Origin of the sequence: Lentzea sp. NPDC102401, from assembly GCF_044765805.1 — a bacterium.
In the GTDB taxonomy this organism is placed as follows: Bacteria; Actinomycetota; Actinomycetes; order Mycobacteriales; family Pseudonocardiaceae; genus Lentzea; species Lentzea sokolovensis.
The window spans coordinates 77,433-102,096 of record NZ_JBIWKS010000014.1; the positions used below are offsets into that span (position 1 = coordinate 77,433).

General features: G+C 68.4%; 21 protein-coding genes. 11 read left to right on the forward strand and 10 right to left on the reverse strand.

Annotated features, from left to right (window positions below; translation table 11 throughout):
* The first annotated feature begins 11 nt into the window (after nt 1–11).
* The 3 genes from fdhD to ACIRG5_RS37885 are packed head-to-tail and all read left to right on the forward strand — an operon-like array spanning nt 12 to nt 2,874.
* Nucleotides 12–839, forward strand: coding sequence for a formate dehydrogenase accessory sulfurtransferase FdhD (gene fdhD, locus ACIRG5_RS37875; protein ID WP_402914129.1), 828 nt, complete (start codon nt 12–14; stop codon nt 837–839).
* Nucleotides 826–1,956, forward strand: coding sequence for a CaiB/BaiF CoA transferase family protein (locus tag ACIRG5_RS37880; RefSeq protein ID WP_402914132.1), 1,131 nt, complete (start codon nt 826–828; stop codon nt 1,954–1,956). Before fdhD ends, ACIRG5_RS37880 begins: the two co-directional genes overlap by 14 nt.
* 39 nt (nt 1,957–1,995) lie before the next feature.
* Nucleotides 1,996–2,874 (forward strand): alpha/beta hydrolase, encoded by an 879-nt coding sequence (locus ACIRG5_RS37885; protein ID WP_402914135.1) that lies wholly within the window; start codon nt 1,996–1,998, stop codon nt 2,872–2,874.
* Here ACIRG5_RS37885 and ACIRG5_RS37890 read toward each other — a convergent pair.
* From ACIRG5_RS37890 to tig, 7 genes are all read right to left on the reverse strand, one after another.
* A complete protein-coding gene (locus ACIRG5_RS37890) occupies nt 2,871–4,169 on the reverse strand; it encodes a serine hydrolase (RefSeq protein WP_402914138.1) in 1,299 nt (432 codons plus the stop codon). The genes ACIRG5_RS37885 and ACIRG5_RS37890 overlap by 4 nt on opposite strands.
* Nucleotides 4,170–4,188: 19 nt before the next feature.
* Nucleotides 4,189–5,391, reverse strand: a complete 1,203-nt coding sequence (locus ACIRG5_RS37895) for a serine hydrolase domain-containing protein (protein ID WP_402914139.1) — start codon at nt 5,389–5,391, stop codon at nt 4,189–4,191.
* A 22-nt stretch (nt 5,392–5,413) separates the two neighbouring features.
* A complete protein-coding gene (locus ACIRG5_RS37900; RefSeq protein ID WP_402914141.1) occupies nt 5,414–5,992 on the reverse strand; it encodes an RBBP9/YdeN family alpha/beta hydrolase in 579 nt (192 codons plus the stop codon).
* Nucleotides 5,993–6,067: 75 nt separating this feature from the next.
* Nucleotides 6,068–7,348: an ATP-dependent Clp protease ATP-binding subunit ClpX gene (gene clpX / locus ACIRG5_RS37905; RefSeq protein ID WP_093605708.1), complete on the reverse strand. Its 1,281-nt coding sequence runs from the start codon at nt 7,346–7,348 to the stop codon at nt 6,068–6,070.
* 325 nt (nt 7,349–7,673) lie between these two features.
* Complete coding sequence (locus tag ACIRG5_RS37910) at nt 7,674–8,288, reverse strand: ATP-dependent Clp protease proteolytic subunit (RefSeq protein ID WP_090071479.1); 615 nt, start codon at nt 8,286–8,288, stop codon at nt 7,674–7,676.
* A 35-nt stretch (nt 8,289–8,323) separates the two neighbouring features.
* Nucleotides 8,324–8,911, reverse strand: coding sequence for an ATP-dependent Clp protease proteolytic subunit (locus ACIRG5_RS37915; protein ID WP_189160236.1), 588 nt, complete (start codon nt 8,909–8,911; stop codon nt 8,324–8,326).
* 145 nt (nt 8,912–9,056) lie between these two features.
* Complete coding sequence (gene tig / locus ACIRG5_RS37920; protein ID WP_402914143.1) at nt 9,057–10,403, reverse strand: trigger factor; 1,347 nt, start codon at nt 10,401–10,403, stop codon at nt 9,057–9,059.
* Between the two features lie 451 nt (nt 10,404–10,854).
* On the opposite strand from tig, the gene ACIRG5_RS37925 reads away from it, so the two are divergent.
* Entirely contained in the window at nt 10,855–11,754 is a 900-nt protein-coding gene (locus ACIRG5_RS37925) for a LysR family transcriptional regulator (RefSeq protein ID WP_402914146.1), read from the forward strand.
* Nucleotides 11,755–11,773: 19 nt separating this feature from the next.
* Here the strand turns inward: ACIRG5_RS37925 and ACIRG5_RS37930 are convergent, their stop codons facing one another.
* Nucleotides 11,774–12,772, reverse strand: a complete 999-nt coding sequence (locus tag ACIRG5_RS37930; RefSeq protein WP_402914149.1) for a LacI family DNA-binding transcriptional regulator — start codon at nt 12,770–12,772, stop codon at nt 11,774–11,776.
* 100 nt (nt 12,773–12,872) lie between these two features.
* On the opposite strand from ACIRG5_RS37930, the gene ACIRG5_RS37935 reads away from it, so the two are divergent.
* Genes ACIRG5_RS37935 through ACIRG5_RS37960 form a run of 6 tightly spaced genes read left to right on the forward strand, consistent with a single transcriptional unit; the run spans nt 12,873 to nt 20,779 of the window.
* On the forward strand, nt 12,873–14,126 hold the full coding sequence (locus ACIRG5_RS37935; RefSeq protein WP_402914152.1) for an ABC transporter substrate-binding protein: 1,254 nt from the start codon (nt 12,873–12,875) through the stop codon (nt 14,124–14,126).
* A gap of 10 nt (nt 14,127–14,136) precedes the next feature.
* Nucleotides 14,137–15,006: a carbohydrate ABC transporter permease gene (locus ACIRG5_RS37940; RefSeq protein WP_402914154.1), complete on the forward strand. Its 870-nt coding sequence runs from the start codon at nt 14,137–14,139 to the stop codon at nt 15,004–15,006.
* Nucleotides 15,003–15,824, forward strand: coding sequence for a carbohydrate ABC transporter permease (locus ACIRG5_RS37945; RefSeq protein ID WP_402914157.1), 822 nt, complete (start codon nt 15,003–15,005; stop codon nt 15,822–15,824). Before ACIRG5_RS37940 ends, ACIRG5_RS37945 begins: the two co-directional genes overlap by 4 nt.
* Nucleotides 15,825–15,843: 19 nt before the next feature.
* Nucleotides 15,844–16,962: a glycosyl hydrolase gene (locus ACIRG5_RS37950; RefSeq protein WP_402914160.1), complete on the forward strand. Its 1,119-nt coding sequence runs from the start codon at nt 15,844–15,846 to the stop codon at nt 16,960–16,962.
* A 4-nt stretch (nt 16,963–16,966) separates the two neighbouring features.
* Nucleotides 16,967–19,876 (forward strand): alpha-mannosidase, encoded by a 2,910-nt coding sequence (locus ACIRG5_RS37955; protein WP_402914163.1) that lies wholly within the window; start codon nt 16,967–16,969, stop codon nt 19,874–19,876.
* A 3-nt stretch (nt 19,877–19,879) separates the two neighbouring features.
* Entirely contained in the window at nt 19,880–20,779 is a 900-nt protein-coding gene (locus tag ACIRG5_RS37960; RefSeq protein ID WP_402914166.1) for a chitinase, read from the forward strand.
* Between the two features lie 53 nt (nt 20,780–20,832).
* Here the strand turns inward: ACIRG5_RS37960 and ACIRG5_RS37965 are convergent, their stop codons facing one another.
* Both ACIRG5_RS37965 and ACIRG5_RS37970 read right to left on the reverse strand, forming a co-directional pair.
* Complete coding sequence (locus ACIRG5_RS37965) at nt 20,833–22,266, reverse strand: PKD domain-containing protein (RefSeq protein ID WP_402914168.1); 1,434 nt, start codon at nt 22,264–22,266, stop codon at nt 20,833–20,835.
* 12 nt (nt 22,267–22,278) lie between these two features.
* On the reverse strand, nt 22,279–24,099 hold the full coding sequence (locus tag ACIRG5_RS37970) for a PKD domain-containing protein (protein ID WP_402914171.1): 1,821 nt from the start codon (nt 24,097–24,099) through the stop codon (nt 22,279–22,281).
* A gap of 279 nt (nt 24,100–24,378) precedes the next feature.
* Between ACIRG5_RS37970 and ACIRG5_RS37975 the strand changes: the two genes are divergently transcribed.
* Nucleotides 24,379–24,555 (forward strand): hypothetical protein, encoded by a 177-nt coding sequence (locus ACIRG5_RS37975; protein WP_319981727.1) that lies wholly within the window; start codon nt 24,379–24,381, stop codon nt 24,553–24,555.
* Nucleotides 24,556–24,664: the final 109 nt, after the last annotated feature.

Here is a 24,664-nt window from a genome sequence, read left to right on the forward strand (position 1 = left end):
GAGATGTGCACATGGGCCGAGTGACGGTGCGCCGAGCGGTCGAACGCGTGTCGCCGAGCGGTCGGCGCCGCAGGATTGACGCGCTCGCCGCCGAGGAACCCATGGAGTTGCGGGTCAACGGCAAGGCTTTGGCCGTCACGATGCGCACTCCCGGTCACGACGTGGAGCTCGCGCACGGCTTTCTGCTCAGCGAAGGTGTCATCGGGTCGTCGGAGGACATCTCGATCGCGCGGTTCTGCGAGGGCACCGGGCCGGACGGGATGAACACCTACAACGTGCTGGACGTCGCGCTGGCCGAGGGTGTGCCGCCGCCGGACACGGGGGTGGAGCGGAACTTCTACACCACGTCGTCGTGCGGGGTGTGCGGCAAGGGCGCGCTGGACGCGGTGAAGCTCAAGACCCGCTACTCCCCCGCACTGGACGAGGTGAAGGTCACGGCCGAGGCGTTGACGGGCTTCCCGGACGCGTTGCGGGAACGGCAGAAGGTCTTCGAGAGCACCGGCGGGCTGCACGCGGCCGGGCTGTTTGTCGATGGCGAGCTGCTGGTCGTGCGCGAGGACGTGGGCCGGCACAACGCCGTCGACAAGGTGCTGGGCTGGGCGGTGCTGCAGAACCTCGTGCCGTTGCGCGGCGCGGTGCTGATGGTGTCCGGTCGGGCGTCGTTCGAGCTGGTGCAGAAGGCCGCTATGTCCGGGATTCCGGTGCTCGCGGCGGTGTCGGCACCATCGTCGCTCGCCGTCGAACTGGCCGAGGAGCAGGGCATGACTCTTGTCGGCTTCCTGCGCGGCGACTCGATGAACGTCTACACCGGTGGGGAGCGCGTGGTTGAGACCGCTTGACGGTGTCGTGGTGGTGAGCCTGGAGCAGGCCGTCGCGGTGCCGTACGCGACGCGGTTGCTGGCTGATCTCGGCGCGCGGGTCGTCAAGATCGAACGGCCTGGCGCCGGCGACTTCGCGCGTCACTACGACTCGTCGTGCGGCGAGGTGTCGTCGTACTTCGCGTGGACGAACGTCGGCAAGGAGTCGGTGTCCCTGGACATCTTCCACCCCGACGGCCGAGAGGTGCTGGAACGGCTCGTCGCGCGCGCTGACGTGCTGCTGTGCAACCTGTCGCCACGGGTGTGGGAGCGGCTCGCGCTGGAGCTTCCCGCGACGTTGATCGTCGGTGAGCTGTCCGGCTACGGCTGGGACGGCCCGTACGCGGACCGCAAGGCGTTCGACGCGCTGGTGCAGTCCGAGGCCGGGCTGGTGTCGCTGACCGGGGAGGGCGACGTGATGGCCCGCGCCGGGATCTCGGTCGCGGACATCGCGGCGGGCGTCCAGTTGCAGGCGGCGGTGCTCGCGGCGTTGCTGCAACGGGGCCGGACGGGTGAAGGCGCCCGGTTGCGGTTGTCACTCTTCGCAGCGATGGCCGAGTGGATGCACCAGCCGATGCTCTACGCCGCCGGAACGGGTGCCGCGGCCCCGCGGTCGGGCGCGCACCACCCGAGCATCGCGCCGTACGGTCCGGTGGCCTGCGCGGACGGCGCCGTGCACCTGGCCGTGCAGAACGACGGGCAGTGGCAGCGTCTCTGCGACCTGATCGGGCTCGCGCCGGAGGAGAGGTTCGCCACAGTGGCCTCCCGCGTGGAGCATCGCGCGGAGCTCCAGAAACTGCTCGAACAGGCGTTTTCGGACCTCACCGCGGCCGAGTCGCTGACCGCTCTGGACGCCGCCGACGTGCCGGCCGCGCTGACCCGCCCGGTCACCGACCTGCCCACCCACCCGCAGCTCGACACCTGGGTTGACGTGCGCGTTCCCGGCGGAACGGCCCGGATGCTGCTGCCGCCGGTGGCCGGTTTCGAGTGGACACCGGGTGCGGTCCCCGCCCTCGGCGAGCACAATGACGACGTGCTGACGTGGCTGGGCTATTCGAGTGAGGAACTGTCTTCCTTACGCGTGCGTTCCGTCCTCTGAGAAGGAAACGAGGAACGGTGCCCACGCGATGAGGTGAGCATGGGGGAACCGAGGTACAGCCGCCGCACCCTCCTCGCGGCGATCGGCGTGGTCATCGCGACAGCCACCGGCGTCGCGACGTACGTGTCGTCGTCCAACGCCGTAGAGCAGCAGATCGCGACCGCGGACCGGGTGAGGACCGCCTCGGCAGCGAAACCGGCGATCCGCTTCGAACGCGTGTACTCGGCCGCCCGCCACCGTGACGTCACCCTCGCCTTCTACCTCCCGGCCGGCGCGAACCCCCGCGGCCTGCCGATGTCGATCCTGCTGCACGGTCTGCACGGCGACGCCCGGCACGCGGCCGTGGGCAACCTGCCCGAGGTCCTGGCCGGCGCCGTCGCGAAGGGCTCGGTGCCCGCGTTCGGCTTCGTCGCGGTCGACGGCGGCGACAACTACTGGCACGAGAACGTCCCCGGCGACAACGCGATGGCGATGCTGCTCGACGAGGTCCCGCGCTGGCTCAAGGAACGCGGCTACGGCGAGCCCTTCGCGGTGACGGGGGTGTCGATGGGCGGCTTCGGTTCGCTGCTCTACGCCCGCCGCAGGGCCGAACGCGGGGACCCGATCGCGGCCGCCGCGGTCATCTCCCCCGGCCTCATCACGACGTGGCCGGAGATGGCCAAGCGCAGGGCGTTCAAGAACGAGGGCGAGTGGGCGTCGCTCGACCCGTTGCGCCACATCAGGTCCACCGGCCCGACCGCGCTGGGCGTGTGGATCGGCGACCGCGACAAGTTCATCGAGGGCACCCGCCGGTTCATCCGCGAGGTGCGGCCCGAGGTGAGCGCGGTGAAGGGCGGCGGCCACGATGACGGGCTGTACCGGAAGGTGACGCCCGACGTCGTGCAGTTCCTCGCCAAGTACGCCAAGCGCGCCGTCTAGACCCGGCGGGCCGCGCGACCCCAGTGCAGCCACTTCACCCGGTCCTGCTCGTCGCGTCCGCACAGGACGGCCACCGCGTGGTACCCGTCCGCGCTCTCGACGGCGATCAGCGCGTCGTCCCGCAGTCCGGTGAACTCGTGCTCGTCCCCGTCGACGAAGGCTTCCCAGTCGGGGTTGAGCCGCTCGTACCGCAGCTTGACCCTGCCGCCGTCGCCTTCGGTGACGTGCAGTTCCAGGCCGGTGGACCGGTACACGCCGACGACCCGTTCGACGTCCACCGGCACCGGCCACTGCGGCGGCGTGGGGAAGGAGGGCACCGCGATGCCCGCCAGGTCGCCCAGCACGTCGTCGTAGACCGCACGGGCCAGCGACAGGCTTTCGCCGCCGTTGGTGAGCACGGCGATCGCGAGCCCCGCCGCGGGGATCACCCGCAGGTAGGCCCGGTATCCCAGCGTCGATCCGGTGTGGCCGATGCCGGTGACACCGTTCGTGTACTCGTGCAGTGCCCAGCCGAGCCCCTGCTTGCCGCCGTGCCCGAAGTCCGGCGGCACGACCTGAACCTCGCGCATCGCGTCGAACTCACTCGTGCCGAGGTGCATCCGCACGAACTCCAGCAGGTCGTGCGCGCTCATCGCGAGCACCGTGCCCGCCGGCGCGTCGCCCTCGGCCATGAACTTGCCGGCGGGCTTCAGCTCCTTGCCCACGTGCCCGGTGGCGACGGTCTGCACGGCGTACTCGGCGTGGCTCGCGGCCGCCGTGCGCAGACCGAGCCGGTCGATCAGCCGTTCCCTGATGACGACGCGGAAAGGCTTGCCGCGCAACACTTCGACGATCCGGCCGAGCAACGTGAAGCCGCTGTTGCAGTAGGTGTAGAACTCGCCCGGCGGAGCCTCCTGCCGCGCGTCCGCCAAGCGCTCGACGTACTTCTCGAGCATGTCGTCACCGTTGCCGGTGTCGTGGAACAGATCGCCCTGAAAGCCCGCGGTGTGGGTGAGGAGGTGGCGCGGCGTGATGATCCGCGCGGCCTCGTCGTCGGCGAGCGTGAACTCCGGCAGGACGTCCCGCACCGGACGGTCGAGGTCGAGCAGACCCTCGTTCACCAGTTCCTGGACGAGCGTCGCCGTCCAGACCTTGGTGATCGACCCGATCTGGAAGAGGGAGTCCGTCGTCACCTTCTCGCCGGTGACGTTGTTCAGCACACCTGCTGCCATGTCAGTGATTTCGCCGTTGTGCAGCACGGCGACTTGGGCGCCGACGACGCCGTGTTCCGCGATCAGTTCGTCCAGATTGATCATGCTTCTCCCCCAGGAGTTCTCAGATCCGGGCGGCTGCCCGCCCGAAGTGCAGCAGGTCGTTCATGAGCACCAGCACGGTGTGCGGTTTCTCCACGGCGATCAACGCGTCGTCGCGCAGCGCCACGAACTCGCGTTCCTCGCCGTCGAGCCGGACCAGCACGCGGCCGCCATCTGCTTGCGTGACAACCACTTCATGGCCCGCGCAACGGTAGGTGCCCACCACTCGCTCCACGTCCACCGGCTCAGGATCGGTGGGCGGGACCGGCGACTCGGCCCTGCGCACGCCCGCGAGTCCGCTGAAGACGTTCTCGATGACGGAGTCGAACACCGCCTGCGGCCGACCACCACTGGCGACCAGGGCGACCGCGACCCCGCGTTCCGGCGCGACCCGCAGGTACGCGCTCAGCCCCTTGTTACCGCCGTTGTGGCCCACGACCAGGCCACCGGAGTAGTCGTGCAGCTCCCAGCCGTGGCCCCAGGACGCGCGATAGCCGAAGTCCGGCAACGACACCCGTGGCTCGCGCATGACCGCGAACGCCGGTGTCGCCAGGTGCATGCGCGCGAACGCGAGCAGGTCCCGGGCGCTCATCGCGAGCGCCGACCCGGCGGGCCAGTCGGACTCCGGTCCCGGATCGGTGACCGGCTGTCCGTCCACGTGCCCCGCCGCGACGTGCAGTGCGGCGCCCTCCGCGTAGGTCGTCGCGACGGTGAGACCGAGCGGTGCAGCGAGCCGTTCCTTGAGGACGGTGTTGAAAGGCTTGCCGCGCAACACTTCCACGATCCGGCCCAGCACGGTGAACCCACTGTTGCAGTAGGACCAGAGCTCGCCAGGCGGGGTGATCTGCTGAGCATCGGCCAGGCGCGCCACGAACTTCTCGACGGCGTCGTCGCCGGAACCGGTGTCGTGGAACAGATCACCGTCGATGCCGGACGTGTGGATCAGCAGCTGCCGTGGTGTGATCACCGGCCGGAAGCCCGGCAGGACGTCGCGCACCGGGCGGTCGAGGTCGAGCCGGCCCTCGTTCGCGAGCTCCTGGACGAGCGTCGCCGTCCAGACCTTGGTGATCGACGCGATCTGGAACAGCGAGTCGGTCGTCACCGGTGCGCGCGTGTCGGCGTTCAACACACCCGCGGCGACGTCGGCGATCTCGCCGTCGGTCAGGACGGCGAGCTGGGCGCCGACGACGCCGTGTTCCTCGACGAGCTCGTCAAGGTCGATCACGTTCCCCCCAAGGAAGTGATGTCTAGCGCGGTGAGAGCGGCACCGTCTTCGACCGCACCCACTTGAGCACCGCGGGCCACTCCCCGTAGCCCGCGTCGATGTTGATGTGCCCGGCGCCCGGCAGCACGTCGATCTCGATCCGCAACGCCTCGGCGAGCTGCTTGGCGGCCTCCATCGAGCAGTGCGGGTCGCCCTCACCCGCGATCAGACGGGTCTCGGTGGCGGCACGGCGCAGGCCCGCCGGGTCGAGCGGGGCCGGGAAGAACGACTTGATGGCCGGTTCCGGGTGGTCCAGCTCGGGCGGGGCGACCAGCAGCACGCGGTCGACGTGGGCGATGTTCTCGCGGGCCGCGTGGTGCAGCCAGAGGTAGCAGCCGAGCGAGTGCGCGACGACGACCCGTTCGCGATCGGCCGGCAGCGCTTCGAGGTGGGTGTCGAGCTCACTGAGCCAGGTGTCGCGGTCGGGCGCCTCGGGGCTGCTGAAGTGCGGCAGGTCGGCGAGGCCGCCGTGCTCGGACACCGTCTGGGCCAGCCAGCGCTGCCAGTGGCCGGGGCCGGAACCGGTGTAGCCGTGGAGCAGAAGCACGTGAGGCAACGACATGCCTCCACCTTAGGACCTCGCAACGACGAAGGGCGCCCGGTCTGGAGACCAGGCGCCCTTTCGACTTGATGGCCTTTAGGCCGACTTCTCCCGACGCTCCCGGCGCGAGGGCTGCCGGGCCACGATGGTCGGGTTCACGTTCTCCTTCACCGTCTGCTCGGTGATGACGACCTTGGCGACGTCCGTGCGGCTCGGGATGTCGTACATCACGGGCAGCAGGACCTCTTCCATGATCGCCCGGAGGCCACGAGCACCGGTCCCGCGCAGGATCGCCTGGTCGGCGATCGCTTCGAGCGCGGTCTTGGTGAACTCGAGCTCGACGCCGTCCATCTCGAAGAGCTTCTGGTACTGCTTCACCAGAGCGTTCTTCGGCTCGGTGAGGATCATCACCAGTGACGGCTTGTCGAGGTTCGTGACGGAGGCGACCATCGGCAGACGCCCGATGAACTCGGGAATCAGACCGAACTTGATCAGGTCCTCCGGCATGGAGTCGGCGAAGAAGTCCGACGCCTCCACCTCGGCCTTGGAGCGGACCTCGGCACCGAAGCCAAGGCCTCGCTTGCCGACGCGGTCCTGGATGATCTTCTCCAGGCCTGCGAACGCACCCGCCACGATGAACAGCACGTTCGTCGTGTCGATCTGGATGAACTCCTGGTGCGGGTGCTTGCGGCCACCCTGCGGTGGCACCGACGCCGTCGTGCCTTCCAGGATCTTCAGCAGTGCCTGCTGAACGCCCTCACCGGAGACGTCGCGCGTGATCGACGGGTTTTCACTCTTCCGAGCGATCTTGTCGACCTCGTCGATGTAGATGATGCCCGTCTCGGCGCGCTTCACGTCGTAGTCGGCGGCCTGGATGAGCTTCAGGAGGATGTTCTCGACGTCCTCACCGACGTACCCGGCCTCCGTCAGCGCCGTCGCGTCGGCGATGGCGAACGGCACGTTCAGCATCTTCGCGAGCGTCTGCGCGAGGTAGGTCTTGCCGCACCCGGTCGGGCCGAGCATCAGGATGTTCGACTTCGCCAGCTCGACGCCGTCGTCACGACCCTCGCGCCCGCGGTCGCCCGCCTGGATGCGCTTGTAGTGGTTGTAGACGGCGACGGACAGGGTGCGCTTGGCGTCACTCTGGCCGATGACGTACTGGTCGAGGAACTCGTGGATCTCGGCGGGCTTCGGCAGCTCGTCGAGCTTCACGTCACCGGCTTCGGCCAGCTCCTCCTCGATGATCTCGTTGCAGAGATCGATGCACTCATCGCAGATGTAAACGCCGGGGCCGGCGATGAGCTTCTTCACCTGCTTTTGACTCTTTCCGCAGAAAGAGCACTTCAGCAAGTCGCCGCCGTCACCGATACGCGCCATGACCGCTGACCTCTGTCCCCTCCGGCGCACACCTGCTGTAGTGCGCCTGCTGACTTGCTGTGGCAGTCCCACTGGCTGTGGGTGCTGAGCCCGTTCTCCTGACGGTACCTGGCCGCCCCCGTTTCAGGGGAGGACCTGCGTCCCCCCGACGCGCCGATCAGGCCAGATAACCGGTCACGTCGGCGTGTCGGGTGGGCGCGCAGTGCCCGGGCTCTGGGGTTTCCCAGAGCATGGGCACCAGGCCCGGGGTCTGGGGTGGCCCCAGAATCACCGGGAGGCGGATGGGCGAGCGCTCTTCGCGAGCACCTCGCCTGTCCGCCGTCGCTCAGGACTTGGCGGAAAGCTTGCGGTAGGGCAGCACCGTGTCGACGATGCCGTACTCCCTGGCCTCTTCGGCCGTCAGAATCCGGTCGCGCTCGATGCTCTCGCGAACCTCCTCCGCCGTCCGGTTCGTGTGCCGCGCGAGGGTGGATTCCATCAGGCGGCGCACGCGCTGGATCTCGTTCGACTGGATCTCCAGGTCGGACACCTGACCGTACGCGCCCTCCATCGAAGGCTGGTGGATCAGGATTCGCGCGTTGGGCAGTGCGTGGCGCTTTCCGGGCGTGCCAGCGGCCAGCAGCACGGCCGCGGCGGAGGCCGCCTGGCCGAGGCAGTACGTCTGGATGTCCGGGCGGACGAACTGCATCGTGTCGTAGATGGCCATCAGCGAGGTGAACGAGCCACCCGGCGAGTTGATGTACATCAGGATGTCGCGGTCGGGGTCCTCGGACTCGAGCACCAGCAGCTGCGCCATGACGTCGTTCGCCGAAGCGTCGTCAACCTGCACGCCGAGGAAGATGATGCGCTCCTCGAAGAGCTTGTTGTACGGGTTCGACTCCTTCATGCCATAGCTGGTGCGCTCGACGAACGACGGCAGCACGTACCGCGACTGAGGCATGTGGAACTGGCTCACTTGAGGTCTCCTAGCTGACGTCAGTTGTTCGAGTCGCCGACGGGCTGAGCCCTGGTGACGACCTTGTCGACGAAGCCGTACTCGAGCGCTTCCTGCGCCGTGAACCAGCGGTCGCGGTCGGAGTCGCGGGTGATGGTCTCGAGCGTCTGGCCGGTGTGCTCGGCGATGAGCTCGGCCATCTCGCGCTTGGTGCGCGTCAGCATGTCCGCCTGGATCGCGATGTCCGCGGCCGTACCGCCGACACCGGCCGACGGCTGGTGCATGAGGATCCGGGCGTGCGGAAGCGCGTGGCGCTTGCCGGGTGCGCCGGCCGAGAGCAGGAACTGCCCCATCGAGGCGGCGAGGCCCATCGCGTACGTGGCCACGTCCGGCTGGATGAGCTGCATCGTGTCGAAGATGGCCATGCCCGCCGTGACGGAACCACCCGGCGAGTTGATGTAAAGCGTGATGTCCTTCTCGGGGTCCTCTGCGGCGAGAAGCAGCAACTGAGCGGTGATCTGGTTCGCGATGCCCTCTTCGACCTGTGAACCCAGGACGATGATCCGCTCGCGGAGCAGCCGCTCGTACACCGAGTCGTTGAGGTTCATCCCGGCGGTGGCCGACCGCATCTCGGGGGTCGGGAAGGAGTGCTGCGTCACGTCTGCCTGCCTAACTCCAGGTGGAACGAATCTGGATGTCAAAACTCTCTGCGATCGACCTTAACGAAGACGGGCGGCGTCAGATGCCCGACACCGCCCGCGTTCGCTAAGGGCTTTACTTCTCCGAGTCCTCTTCGGACTTGGTCTCGCCGAAGAGCTCGTCGAGGTCCAGCTTCTGACCGGTCGAGTCGCTCACCTCAGCCTGGCGCACGACGCTCGCGAGAGCCTTGCCCCGGCGCACGTCGGCGAAGATCGCGCCGAGCTGACCGGACTGCTGCGCGCGCTTGACGTACTCGTCGGGCGAGATGCCGAAGCGCTGCGCCTGGTAGATGATCCGCTCGGTCAGCTCGCCGTCGGACACCGTGACCTGCTCGGCGTCGGCGATCGAGTCGAGCACGAGCTGCGTCTTGACGGCCTGCTCGGCGGCGGTGCGGAGCTCGGCGTCGAACTCCTCCTCCGACTGACCCTGCTCGGTCAGCCAGGCGGCGAACTTCGCGTCGTCGTGGTCGAAGGCGTGCACGGCGTCGTGCTTGCGCGCGTCGATCTCGCCCTGGACGATGCCCTCGGGCAGCGGGACCTCGGTGGTCTCCAGCAGCGCCTCGAGGACCTTGTCGCGGGCCTGCACGCCCTGCTGCATCTTCTTGACGCGGCCCAGGCGGGTCCGCAGGTCGGCCTTGAGCTCCTCGAGCGTGTCGAACTCGCTGGCGAGCTGCGCGAACTCGTCGTCGAGCTCGGGGAGCTGACGCTCCTTCACGCTGCTCAGCACCACGGTGACCTCGGCCTCGCGGCCCTCGTGCTCACCGGCGACGAGCGTGGTGGCGAAGGTCTTGGTCTCGCCGTCGGACGCGCCGACGAGCGCGTCGTCGATGCCCTCGACGAGCTGGCCGGAGCCGACCTCGTAGGACAGGCCGCTGGTGCGCGCCTCCTCGACCTCTTCGCCGTCGACGGTGGCGGACAGGTCGACGACGACGAAGTCACCGGTCTCGACCGGGCGGGTGACACCGGTCAGCGTGCCGAAGCGAGCGCGGAGCTCGTCGAGCTGGGTGGTCACGTCCTCGTCGGTGACCTCCTGCTCGTCGACCGTCACGGCGAGCTCGCCGAACGCGGGCACGGTGATCTCGGGACGGACGTCGACCTCGGCGGTGAACTCGAGCGTCTGACCGTCCTCGATCTTCGTGACCTCGAAGTCGGGACGGCCGAGCGTGCGCACCTCACCGGCGTTGACGGCTTCCAGGTACTTGGCCGGGATGGCCTCCTGGATGACCTCGTCCAGGACCGGGGCGCGGCCGATGCGGTTCTCCAGAACCTTCGCGGGGGCCTTGCCGGGGCGGAAGCCGGGGATGCGGACCTGCTTCGCGAGCTTCCGGTACGCCTGGTCGAAGTTCGACTTGAGCTCGTCGAACGGCACCTCGACGTTGATCCGGACCCTCGTCGGGCTCAGGTGCTCGACGGTGCTCTTCAACGTGGACTCCTCGTAACGAACAAAGAACGTGCAAGACAGCCGGTACCACCACCTGGGCGCCCGGATTTCCAGCGAGTCTAGGCGAGACCCGTGCTGTGACCGCCGCCACCCCGGTCCGCACGGAACCGCGGAGCCTCCAGACCCCTCTCACCCGGCACCCGCAAGATCAACCGCCGCATCGCGACCGTTCGTCTCCGGCGGTGCTTTTTTGTTCGCCGAGCGAACCACTTAACGCAAAAGAGTCGCCCCGCTACCGCCCGTCAAAGCGTCCGTCTCAATTTCACTCTTTCGGCCGAAACAGCCTTTCCCGACCGATCAAGATGACTCCATAAGCACCAATCGTTCTGGCGCGGCTGACAGGTAGCGTTACTGCTCCCGCACCATCCGTAACAGGACCACGGGAACGAACGAGAAAAAGTCGTCGCACCGTTTTACCCCGAGGATCCGCCTGATGGAGACACGCCAGCTTCTCGCGTTCACGACCGTGGTTCAGACAGGGAGCTTCACCAAGGCCGCAGCCACGCTCAACTGCTCGCAGCCGACCATCACCACCCGCATCAAGGCGCTGGAGGAGGGCCTCGGGGTCGTCCTTTTCCGACGCCTTCCCAGAGGGATCCAGATGACCTCCGCGGGCGTGGAACTACTGCCGTTCGCGCGAAACATCATCAACCTCACCGAAAAGGCCCGAAAAGCCATCACGATGAACGGTGAGCCGCACGGCAAACTCGTCATCGGTTCCGCACAGAGTTTGACCGACTACCGTCTGCTACCGCTCATCGAATACATGTGCTGGCGCTACCCGTCGGTCCAACTCTCGCTGCACTCCCGCAACGCGCTGAACAACCTGAACTCGGTGCGCGACGGCCAACTGGACTGCGCGTTCTTCATCGGCGCGATCGAGCCCCGCGAGGGCCTCGAGACCACGGTCCTGTGCCCCGAGCCCCTGGTGATGATCGCGGGCCCGAACCACGTGCTCACCCAGCGCCAGTCGCTGTCCGAGGACGACCTCACGAGCAGCACGCTGATCCGTGCCGAGAACGGCGCCTCGTACCACGAACTCTTCGAGCACTCCCTGGGCTACGACGACACCCGTGCCCCCGTTCTGGAGCTGGACTCGGTGGACGCCGCCAAACGCGCGGTGGCGTCGGGCCTGGGCATCGCGCTCATGCCGGAGGTCACCGTGTCCGCCGAGCTCGCCGACGGCAGGTTGGTCCGCTTGCCCTGGTCCTCGACGTTCCGCGTCTACACGCAGTTCGGCTGGCGCCAGGACAACTCGACGAACCCGGCGGTGACGGCCCTGGTGTCCGCGGCGGCCCAGGTGGTGAGCGACCAGGTCGCCTCTCTCACCTGACGTGTGAGGTGGGGTGGTCTCACCCCACCTGCACCGCCGGTGCCGTCCCGGTGCTCCCCCTGACCACCAGTTCGGGCAGCACGTCCTCAACGTCGGTCGGCGAGGCCCCGCCGATCACGGCCACCAGCGCCCGAGCCGCACGGGCCCCGAACGCGAACGTGTCCCGGGACAACGCGGTCAGCCGCCCGTGCTGGCACAGCACCGAGTCGTCCCAGGCCACGAGCGACAACTCGGACGGCACGGCGACCCCGAGCGACGCGGCCACCTCGGCTCCGGCCACGGCCATCACATCGTTGTCGTAGACGATCGCCGTGGGCGGAGCGGCCATCGCCAGGAGCTCTCGCGTGGCCCGCGCCCCGGACTCGGCCGTGTAGTCCCCGGCCACCACGACACCGTCCACAACGGACGAGGCGAACGCCGAGTCCCGCCGAACGGTGTGCAGCAACGAGGACAACCCGGCCACCCGCGCGATCCGCCGATGCCCCAACGACTTCAGGTACTCGACGACAGACGTCATGGCCGCGTAGTCGTCAGCCCAGACCGAGGCCAGTTCCCCGTGGTGCCCGGCGCCACCCACCACCACGGCCGGCAACCCCAGCGCGGACATCAGGTCGACCCGGGGGTCCGAGACCAGCAGGTCCACCAGGAACACCCCGTCGACCCGGTGCTCGGCCCACCACCGCTGGTACAGCGCGATCTCGGCCTCGCGCGAGTCCACCACCTGCAACAGCAGCGCGCAGGACATCTCGGACTGCATCCCGGCGATCAGCTGGAAGAAGAACGCCTCGTCCCCCAGCGCGCGGGGCGGCCGCACCAGCACCAGCCCCACGGCGTCGGCCGAGGCGGAGGACAGCGCCCGGGCGGTGACCGAAGGCCGGTACCCCAGGGTCGACGCGACCTCCAGGACCCGCGACCGCGTCCGCTCGGACACGCCCGACCGGCCGTTCAACGCCAACGAGACAGCGCCTTTGGACACCCCTGCCGCCGCCGCGATGTCCTTGATCGTTGGCCTCTTCACCGCACCCGCACCCTGTCCAGAACGAGACAACAAGACGTTCGGAGGCTAGCCGGAGATAAACCGGTTTAGCTAGGGTCCGCGACCAAGGAGGTGGGTGTCAATGAAGAGGCGCACGTTCCTCGCGGGCCTGGCGGCGGTGCCCGTGGCGGGATGCGGACTGTCCGGGACGTCGAGCACGTCCACAGGCGGAACCGGCCAGGTCACGGGCGAGATCACGTTCCAGACCTGGTCCCTCAAGCCCAAGTACACCGACTACGTCAACGGTGTCATCGACGCTTTCCAGAAGCAGCACCAGGGCACCTCGGTGAAGTGGGTCGACCAACCCGCGGACGGGTATCTGGCGAAGGTCATGGCGGACGCGAGCGCGGGAAGTCTTCCCGACGTCATCAACGTGCCGCCGGACCTGAGCTTCCCGCTCGCCAAGGCCGGCCAGCTCGTCGACCTCGACGAGTCTCTCAAGGAGGCCAGGCCCGAGTACCTCGGCAACGCCTGGCAGGCGTTCGAGATCCCCGGCAAGGGCGGCTGCTACGGCTTCCCCTGGTACCTCAACACCGGCCCGATCTTCTACAACAAGGCCCTGTTCAGCCAGGCGGGCCTCGACCCGAACAAGCCGCCCACGAACTTCAGGGAACTCGAAGAGCAGGCGCTGAAGCTCGCCGAGAAGAAGATCGCGATCCTCGGCCAGACCCCGAGCATCGCCGACTTCGGCCTCTACGGCGTGAAGCTGTTCGAGAACGACAAGTTCACCTTCAACGAGCCCAAGGGCGTCGAGTTCGTCGAGAGCTACAAGCGCATGTACGACGCGGGCGCGCTGATTCCCGAGGCGCTCACGCAGAACTACACCGGCGCCGGCGCGAAGTTCATGGCGCAGCAGACGGCCCTCAACTCCGGCAGCGCGTACGACCTCGGCAAGTTCAAGACCGACGCGCCGAGCCTCTACGCGAACATCGGCATCACCACGCCCATCACGAACACGGGCAGCGCCAACATGTTCCTGCACGGCGTGAGCGTGCCGAAGAGCAGCAAGAACCAGGCGACGGCGCTGGCGTTCGGCAGGTTCGTCACCAACGCCGACAACCAGGTGAAGTTCGCCAAGCTCGCGTCGATCTTCCCGAGCACGTCGAAGGGCGGGGACGACCCGTACTTCACCACGGAGGACGGCACCGACGAGGCGCGCGTGCGGGTGGCGGCGGCCAAGCAGCTCAAGACCGCGGTGAACTACACGCCGGTGCAGTTCAGCGACCAGATGCGCGAGGCACTTCTGCAGCAGCTGGCCGACGCCATGCTCGGCAAGAAGTCGCCGAAGCAGGCGCTGGACGACGCTGTCAACGAGTGCAACCGGCTCCTGAAGTAGGCAGCCGCAGATGACTCATCGCCCGTACACGCCGTGGCTGTTCCTGGCTCCAGGACTGGCCGTCTGCCTGCTGTTCGTCCTCTTCCCGTTCCTGAACATGATCGTGCTCGCGTTCACGGACGCTAGTGCGCTCGGCGGCGGCCAGTTCACCGGTGTGGACAACTTCGTGCGGATGTTCGGGGACCCGAAGTTCTGGGCGGCGGCGCGCAACAGCCTGCTCTACATGGTGGGCGTCGTCCCGCCGCTGGTGCTGTTGCCGCTGCTGGTCGCGATGCTCGCGCAGAAGATCGTGCCGGGCATCGGGATCTTCCGGACGGCGTTCTTCACGCCGGTGATCGCGTCCACGGTCGTGGTCGGGCTGATCTGGACGTGGCTGCTCGACAGTCGCGGCCTGGTGAACAGCATGGTGGAGGCGCTGGGCGGCAACAGGATCCCGTTTCTGACCGACTCGACGCTGCTGCTGGTCAGTTCGATGGTGGTGACGGTCTGGCGCGGCCTCGGCTACTACATGGTGATCTACCTGGCCGCGCTCGCGAACGTGCCGAAGGACCTGCACGAGGCCGCGATGGTCGACGGCGCGGGACCGGTCAGGAGGTTCTGGTCGGTCACCGTGCCGAGTCTGCGGCCGACGATGGTGCTCGTCGCGGCACTGAGCGCGGTCAACGGGTTCCGCGTGTTCTCCGAGGTCTACCTGCTGTCGGGCGGGTCCGGCGGTCCGGGCGGGGCGAGCACCACGCTGGTGATGCTCATCCAGTCCGTCGGCCGCGGGCTCACCGGTGAGGTCGGGTACGCCTCGGCGCTGAGCGTGGTGCTGTTCGTGATCCTGCTGGGCCTGCTGCTGATCACCCTCAAGCTCAACCGGCGGGAGGATCAGCTGTGAAGCGCGCCCACGTCTACCTGGCACTGCGTTATCTCGGGCTGCTGGGCATCCTCGCGATCAGCATCGGGCCGTTCCTGTGGCAGTTCGCCACGAGCATCAAGGGCCCCAACGAGGACGTGTTCGTCCCCGACTTCATCCCGGACGACCCGACGTTCGGCAACTACGCGGCCGTGGCCGACGTGGTGCCGGTCTGGAACTTCGCGCTCAACTCGCTCGGGGTCGCGAGCGTCAACGTCGTCACGAACTGCCTCGGCGCCGCCATGGCCGGCTACGCGTTGGCGCGGCTCAAGTTCCGGGGCCGCAGGTTCGCCGCGGTGATCTTCGCCAGCAGCATCCTGGTGCCGTTCGAGGCGATCATGATCTCGCTGTTCCTGGTGATGCGCGGGTTCGGGCTCACCAACACCCTCACCGGCGTCGTGCTGCCCGGCGCGATCGCCGCCCTCAACGTCCTGTTGCTGCGCAACGCGTTCCTCGCACTCCCCGCCGAAGTCGAGGAGGCCGCGGTCATCGACGGCGCCAACGCCTGGCAGCGCTTCACCCGGCTCGGGTTGCCGTCGGTGAAGGGCACGCTGGTCGTGGTGGCGCTGTTCTCGTTCATGTTCAGCTGGGACGACTTCCTCTGGCCGCTCATCGTGCTGAGCGACCAGGAGAAGTACACGCTCACCATCGGCCTGGCGTACCTCCAGGGCACGTTCGTGCAGAACCAGCGGCTGGTGGCGGCGGGCACGATCATCGCCGTCGTGCCGCTGATCCTGTTGTTCCTGTTGCTGCAGAAGCACTTCTTCCGCGGAGTGGGAGAAGGCGCGATCAAGGGCTGACACCCCGAGGAGCTCAACCTTGCGTTTCGGCGTGAACTACACCCCGTCCCAGGGCTGGTTTCACCACTGGCTCGACTTCTCCCTCGACGACGTCAAAGCCGACTTCGAGTCCATCTCGGCGCTCGGCCTCGACCACGTGCGGGTCTTCCCGCTGTGGCCGGTGTTCCAGCCCAACCGCGGACTGGTGCGTCCCCAGGCCGTCGAGCAGCTCTCCCAGATGCTCGACGCGGCCCGCGAGACAGGTCTCGACGTCCAGGTCGACGTCCTGCAGGGGCATCTGTCGAGCTTCGACTTCTACCCGTCGTGGGTGCAGACCTGGCACCGCCGCAACATCTTCACCGACCCGGACGTCATCAGCGGGCAGAGGTTCTACGTCCGCACGCTCGCCGAGGCCCTGCGGGACAAGCCGAACTTCCTCGGCTTCACCCTGGGCAACGAGGTCAACCTGCTCACCGAGTCGAACCCGTGCTCGCCCCAGCAGGCCGGCGAGTGGATCGACGCGCTGCTCGCCGAGTGCGAGAAGGCCGCTCCGGGCCACCCGCACGTCCACTCCGAGTACGACGCCGTCTGGTACGAGAGCGAGCACGCGTTCCTGCCGGAGCACGCGGCCAACAAGGGCGCGATGACGACCGTGCACTCGTGGGTCTTCAACGGCACCGCGCAGCGCTACGGATCGCTCAGTCCCGAGAGCGTCCACCACGCCGAGTACCTGATCGAGCTGGCGAAGGCGCACGCCGAGGACCCGCAACGGCCCGTGTGGCTGCAGGAGGTCGGCGCCGCCCAGCCCGAGATCACCGCCGAACAGGCGCCGGAGTTCGCCGAGCAAACGCTTGCGAACGCACTGACCTGCTCGAACCTGTGGGGCGTCACGTGGTGGTGCTCGCACGACGTCGACCGTGCGTTGGTGGACTTCCCCGAACGCGAGTACGAGTTGGGGTTGTTGACGACGGAACGCGAGGTCAAGCCGCTCGGCGAGGCGATCGCCCGGATCGTGCGCGAGGCAGCGCACGTGCCGGCCGAGCGCACGCCGATCAAGCTGCACGGCGACCGGCCCTCGTGGGGTCCGGGCGGAGCTTTCTTCGACGAGTGGATGGGCCTCGCGCGGGACGGCGTGCGGGCCTCGATCGAACTGGGGTGACCACGTGCACGACGAACGCGCGCTGCTGGAAGAACGACTCAACCGCACGCTGAAGGAACGCATCCGCCCGGCCGTCTACGGCGAGACCGCGCCGCTGGAACTCGCCGTCTGGACCGTTCCGGACGAGCCCGTCCCGGTCGAAGAGGCCCTGGAAGCCACCTACGAACCCGCGCGCGTCGGCGACGCCTGGGGTGCGCCGTGGAGCACGAGCTGGTTCCGGCTCACCGGCAGCGTCCCGCAGGCGTGGCAGGGCAAGCAGGTCGAGGTCGTGCTGGACCTCGGCTTCACCCACCCCGGCCCCGGTTTCCAGTCCGAGGGCCTCGCGTACACGGCTGACGGCGTGCCCATCAAGGGCATCGAGCCGCGCAACACCTACCTGCCCGTCGACGGCTCCGAGGTGCTGTTCTACCTGGAGGCCGCGGGCAACCCGACGATCCTCGACTTCCACCCGTTCCTGCCGACCGCGCTGGGCGACAAGGCGACCGCGGGCACCGAGCCGTTGTACAAGATCCTCAAGGCCGAGCTCGCGGTGTTCCAGCCGCAGGTGTGGCACCTGATGCTCGACATCGAGGTGCTCCAGAGTCTGATGAAGGAGCTGCCGGACCACGACCCGCGCCGGCACAAGGTCCTGCACGCGCTGGACCGGGCGATGGACGCGCTGGACCTCAACGAGGTGGCCGCCACCGCCGACCTCGCGCGGGCGGAGCTGGCCGGCGTGCTCGCGTTGCCCGCCAACGCCTCCGCGCACAAGGTCTCCGCGATCGGCCACGCTCACATCGACTCCGCCTGGCTGTGGCCGTTGCGCGAGACGGTCCGCAAGTGCGCGCGCACGTTCTCGAACGTCACCAAGCTGATGGACGAGTACCCGGACTTCTACTTCGCGTGCTCGCAGGCCCAGCAGTACGAGTGGATGAAGGACCACCACCCGCACGTGTGGGACCGCGTCCGCGAGAAGGTCCGGAGTGGACAGTTCGTGCCGGTCGGCGGCATGTGGGTCGAGTCGGACACGAACATGCCCGGCGGCGAGGCGATGGCCCGTCAGCTCGTGCACGGCAAGCGGTTCTTCCTGGACAACTTCGGCGTCGAGACCGAGGAGGTCTGGCTGCCCGACTCGTTCGGCTACAGCGCGGCACTCCCCCAGCTGATCAAGCTGTCGGGCTCGCGCTGGTTCCTCACCCAGAAGCTGTCGTGGAACCAGATCAACAAGTTCCCGCACCACACGTTCTGGTGGGAGGGCATCGACGGCACGCGGATCTTCACGCACTTCCCGCCCGTCGACACCTACAACTCGTCGCTTTCAGGCGAGGAGCTGGCACGGGCATCACGCCAGTTCGCCGAGCACGCCAAGGCATCGCGGTCCCTGGTGCCGTTCGGCTACGGCGACGGCGGTGGTGGCCCCACCCGCGAGATGATGGAGACCGCGCACCGCGTCGCGGACCTCGAAGGCTCGCCGACCGTCCGCGTGGAGCCTCCGCGCGAGTTCTTCCAGGCCGCGCAGGACGAGTACCCGGACGCGCCGGTGTGGGCGGGCGAGCTGTACCTGGAGAAACACCGCGCCACCTACACCACGCAAGCCAGGACCAAGCAGGGCAACCGCCGCAGCGAACACCTGCTGCGCGAGGCCGAGCACTGGTCCGTCGCGGCCGCCCTGGCAGGCGCCGACTACCCGTACGACGAGCTCGACCGGTTGTGGAAGACCGTGCTGCTGCACCAGTTCCACGACATCCTGCCGGGCAGCTCGATCGCCTGGGTGCACCGCGAGGCCGAAGCCACCTACGCCCGCGTGGCGTCCGAGCTCAAGGCGCTGACGGCGTCCGCGATCGACGCGCTGAAGGGCGACGGCGACGACGAGCTGACGTTCGACGTGCTCGGCGGAGGCCCCCCGAGGCCGTTCGTGGCACCGGCTGACGGCGTGATGGACAACGGCCGGCTGCGCGTCACGATCGACACCGAGGGCATCGTCACGTCCGTTCTCGACCTCGAAGAAGACCGCGAAGTCCTGCCACCGCACGGTTTCGCGGGCATGCCACAGCTGCACCGCGACAACCCGAACCAGTGGGACGCCTGGGACATCGACCCGTTCTACCGCAACTGGAAGGCCGACCTGATCCCGTCCGAACGCGTCGACGACTCCGACGGCGTCGTGGTGCGGGCGAAGTTCGGCGACTCCGTCCTCACCCAGACCATCCGGTTGCGCGAGGGCGCCAAGCAGGTCGACTTCGACACCGAGGTCGACTGGCAGGAACGGGAGAAGCTGCTCAAGATCGCGTTCCCGCTCGACCTGCGCGCCGAGGTCTCCACGGCGGAGACCCAGTTCGGCCACCTGCACCGCCCGGTGCACACGAACACCTCGTGGGAGGCGGCGAAGTTCGAGATCTGCGCCCACCGCTACCTGCACGTCGGCGAACCCGGCTACGGCGTCGCGGTGGTCAACGACTCGACCTACGGCCACGAGGTCACCCGCACCACCCGCGAAGACGGCGGAACCACCACGACCGTGCGCCTGTCCCTGCTGCGCGCACCGAGGTTCCCCGACCCCGAGACCGACCAGGGCGAGCACCGCTTCCGCTACGCCCTCGTGGTCGGCGCGGGCATCCCGGAGGCCATCGACGCCGGGTACCGCATCAACCTGCCGCCGCGGGCAGTCCGCGGCTCGAACGCACCGGAGGAGTTGGTGCGCACGGACAACCCCGCGGTCAGGGTCGAGGCCGTGAAGCTGGCCGACGACCGGTCGGGCGACGTGATCGTCCGGCTCTACGAGGCGCACGGCGGCCGTGCCCGCGCCTCGATCAGCACCTCCTTCGCCCACACCCGGATCCAGGAGACCGACCTGCTCGAACGGCCCCTGGCCGACGCGTCGGCAGAGGTGGTGCTGCGCCCGTTCCAAGTGATCACCCTGCGGATTGCGAGGTAACGCATGAGGAAGCTGTTCCTGGCCCTGCTGCTGGTGGCGCTCGCCGCGCCACCGGCCCAGGCGGCCACCCAGAAGCGCACCGTCGTCTACTACCAGACCCAGTACAGCAACGGCGCGACCGGAACGTACGTCTCGCCCAAGCCCCTGCTCGACCGCAACACCGGCGTCACGGACGTCCTGGTCGCCGCGATCCACCTCAACGACAACAGGATCGTGCATCTCAACGACCACCCGCCGTCCCACTCGCGCTACACGCAGATGTGGGCGGACCTCGCCGCGATGCAGGCCCGCGGCGTCAACGTGATCGGCATGGTGGGCGGCGCCGCGCCCGGCTCGTTCACCCGGCTCGACACGCAGTTCGACACCTACTACCCGTTGCTGCGCGACACGATCCGCACCTACAAGCTCAACGGCGTCGACCTCGACGTGGAGGAGCGCATGTCGATCGCGGGCATCCGGCGCGTGATCGACCAGCTGAAGACCGACTTCGGCGCGAACTTCATCGTCACGCTGTCACCGGTGGCGAGCGCGCTCTGGGGCGGCGGCAACCTCTCCGGCTTCAACTACGAGGAGCTGTACCGCAGCCACGGCTCGAAGATCGCGTGGTTCAACGGCCAGTTCTACAACGGCTGGGGCAACGCGGGCAGCACCGCGAACTACGACCAGATCATCAACCGGCGGCTGATGCCGGCGAACAAGGTCGTGCTCGGCGTGCTCACCAACTCGGCCAACGGCGGGTCGGGCTACGTGAACATGACGACGCTCGGCAACACCGTGCGCAGCCTCAAGACCAAGTACACCAACTTCGGTGGTGTGGCGGGCTGGGAGTACTTCAACTCGCTACCCGGCGGCACCGCGGCGCCGTGGCAGTGGGCGGCGGACGTGACGGCCATGCAGAAGTAGGCCGGACACAGCAAAGAGGCGGGGTGCTTTCGGCACCCCGCCCCTTTCGACGCCTACTGCGGATGCAGGGCCGACGTGGCCCGGGCCTCGTTGTCCGCCGGTTTCGCGTCCTTGATCTGCTCGTTGGTGAACGTGGCGACCGCGCGGAACGTCACCTGTCCTTCCGCCACGTCCTGCGCGGTGAAGGTGTAGACGAACGGGAACTCGGTCGTGCCGCCCGGTGACACCTGCTGCGTGAGGTGACCCATCAGCTGGTCCTGCCCGCTGAAGGGACCGGCCCGGAAGAACCAGACCTTGACCTCCTCTGCCCGCAACGGGCTCGCCACCGTCACCCTGACCTGCTTCGTCTCACCGGGCGTGATCCCCGCCGGCACCACGAACCCGGTGATGGCCACGTCGTGCGTCTCGATCCTCACGGTCACCGAGGCGGTGCCGGTGCGGCCGTCGCGGGTCGAGCCGGTCATGGTGACCTGGTACTCGCCGTCCCGCTGATACCGGTGCGTGTAGTAGTCGCCCTCGATCGGCGACGAAGTGCCGTCACCGAACGAGATGGTGCCGCTCACCAGGTTCCGGTTGTGCGTGTCGCCGGAGTACACCGAGAACCCGATTTGAGCTCCGGCCGCCCGGCCGTCGGAGCCGTAATACGGGTTGATCTGCGGGGACAGCGCGCGGGCGGTGCCGATCTCCAGCCGGAAGGCCGTGGCGTTCTGCGCCGACTCGGTGACGCGGATCAGGTAGCTCTCGCCCTCGGTCGCGGCGAAGACGGCGTCCTCGTACCCGGTGACGCAGTCCACTTCGGACAGATCGCCGGCGCGGTGGACGCTGATCGAGCCGCGGTCGATGCCCACGCTGACGTACCGGGTGCGGGTGGCCGTGTACCGGTACCAGACCGACTGCGTGGCCTGCGGGTTGCAACTCGGCGGTGTCTCGCCGGGTTCGGAACCCGCCAGCCGGAGGTCGCCGGTGTGGGTGGCGGGCAGCGTGGTCACCCGTGCCGCGGACCGGTTGTCGTTCGGCTCCGGGGACACCGTGCGGAGGCTGAGCCCGAGCGGTCCGCTCTCCCACGCGGACCCTTCCCTCACCATGACGTGGTAGACGGTCCCCGCGGTGACCTGGAAGGTGCTCTCAGGCGTGTAGGTGCAGGTGCCCGGCACCGTGGTCAACGCACCGCGCTGCCCGGTGAAGACGCCGAAGGACGTGTAGCGGCGATCGCTCTGCAGGCGCAGCCGGACGATCCCGTCGGCGGGCGCGGTGTAGCGCAACCACAGGGTCGAGTCGCCGAAACCGTCGCAGGCGTACGGGTCGTCGGAACTGCGGGTGGCACCGGTGGTGTCGAGCGCGCCGGTGAAGGGCAGCGCGGTGATCTCGGTCGCGCTGTCGAAGTCGTCGCCCGCCGGTGCGGCGAGCGCGACTCCGGGTGCGAACGTCGCGATCACCGCCGCGGCGAGAGCGGCGAGCGGAACGCGCAAGTGCTTGATGTGTCTCATGATCCCCCCAGATCAGTTCAGGACGGCGGCGGTCGCCGGCCTGCCCACGGTGGTCGCGACCGCCGTCACCACGTTGCCCGCGAAACGGGAGTCGCTCGACGACGTCAGCCGCACGGACGCGCGGAACGCGACCTTGCCGATCCGGGCGTCCTCGGCGGTGAAGGTGTGCGCGAACGGGACGTCGATCGTGCCGGACGCCGGCAGGTCGACGGTCTGTTCGCCGATCAGCGTCCCGAACCCTCCGTCGAGCCGGTGGAGCGAGACGACCGCGCGTTCGGCGAACGCGTCGTTGCGCACCTGCACGGTGATCGGCTTCTGCTCGCCGGGCGCGGCGTTGGCCGGCGTGGTGAACCCGGTGATGGTGGCGTCGTGCGCGGGACCGGGGTTCGTCAGCAGCACGAACGTCGGGATCGACACGACCTCGTTGTCCGGACGGGAGTCCCGCGCCGGTGACGGGAGGTACACCGCGGCGCGGAACGCCACCTTGCCGACCGCCGCGTCCTCGGTGGTGAACCGGTAGGGAAGCGAGACCTCGGCGGTGCTGTCCGCCGCCATCTGGACGGTCCGCTCGCCGATGTACTTCCAGTCGTTGTCGACGCTCTTGTAGAACTCGACGCGCGGACTGTCCGCGTACCGGTGGTTCGCGAGTCCGACGGTCAGCGTCCCCGGCCTGCCGGGAATGGTCCCGCTCGGCGTGCTGAACGACGTGATGCCGACGTCACGTGTCTTGACCACGATGGTCTGCGTGCCGGAACTGGTGCGTCCGTCGGCCGACCTCGACCGCACCGTCACCGTGTACGAGCCTTCCGCGGTGTAGCGGTGCTGCTGTTCCTTCACTCCGGTCGCGGGCAGAGTCGTGCCGTCGCCGAAGTCCCACTCGCTGGTCACCGGCGAGTCGAAGTCGTACGCGTGGCTCACCTCGAACCTGGTCGCCGTGTCGTAGACCGACTGGTCGCCGTAGTTCGTGTAGCTCACGAACGTCCTCAGTTCCGGCGCCTCCGACAGCTTCAGCCGGGCACCGGTGATCGACGACCCGGTCAGCTGCAGGTGGTAGGTCCTGCCCGCCGTCAGCTCGACGACTCGCCCGCCGTAGCCGGGGAACGGGGCGCAGCTGCGCGCTCGCAGGTCCTCGAACGTGGTTCCCTCGTACACCGTGACGTACGCCGACTCGGTCTCGGTGAGGAGGAACTCGTTCCGCGCCGGCGTGTAGCGGTACCAGACCGAAGCGGCTCCCTCGGAGGAACAGCTGCCGAACGGCTCGTCGGGTTGCGCGGACGCGGCCCCGAAGTCGGCCGGCTCGCCGGTGAACGGCAGTGACGCCACGACCTTCGCGTCGGCGAAGTCGTCGTTGGCCGGGGCGGTGACCCGGTCGACCGTGAGCTTCAGCGCGCTGCCGAGCCGGCGGTCGTCGTTGACCATCAGGTGGTAGGTGGTGCCTGCCGTGATCCGCACCGTCGCCGCGCTGGTCACGAAACCGGCGCAGTAGTCGAGTCCAGCAGGCCGCAGGTCACCGCGTTCACCGGTGTAGGCCCCCGCTGCCAGGTTGTTTCCGCCCCGCGCGGCGCTGAAGCGCAGCAGGCCGTCCTCAGTGGCGGTGTAGGTGAACCACACCGAGCCCACGACAGGGCTGTTGGAGCAGTCGAGCCGCGGGTCGTCGACCGCCCGCGTCGGGGAGGTGTCCTGCTCGGCCGTGAACGGCAGCGTGCTGATCACCGTCGGCGAGTCGAAGTCGTCGTTGCCGGGCGGGTCGGCGTGCGCCACCCCCGGAGCCAGTACCGCCAGTGTCGCGACGGCGATGCCGAGCACGGCCGCGCGTGATCTGGAAAAGGGCATGCCTCAGTTCCCCCATATCCCCCAGGCCTCCACGTTCGCTCGTGGAGTCCGTCCGACCTAAGCGCACCCGAGGAGATCACGAAACCCCGTCGTGCCCGAAATGCGCCGTTCGGTCCAAGACCTTACCCGGCCACCCGGAGCCCCTGACGGGCTGCGGCAGCACCGGCGTAAGGGATTTGCGGCGATGCCTTAGGTGATCGTCCGATGTGAGGGCCCACCCCTCAGGAGCAATCTCATCGTTGTCAGCAAGCGAGAGAAACGCACTGAGGAGTGAGTCAGATGGAGTGGACGCCCGAGGCGATCAAGGCGGAGATGGACTACCGGCAGGCAGCCCTGCGGGAGGACGCCCGCCGCGTCCAGGAGTACTACCGCAACGGCGGGAAGCCGCGGTCGTGGTGGCACCGCATGACACATCGGCACGAGCCTGAGGTACCCAACGGTCACCAGGCCGCCTGATGCCGGGGGTAGCCGTGGGGGGGGGGGGGGGGGGCCGCCCCGCCCCCCCCCCCCCCCCCCGCCGCGGCCCCCCACCCGAGGGCGAGGGGGCCCCCCGCCGGGCCGGGGT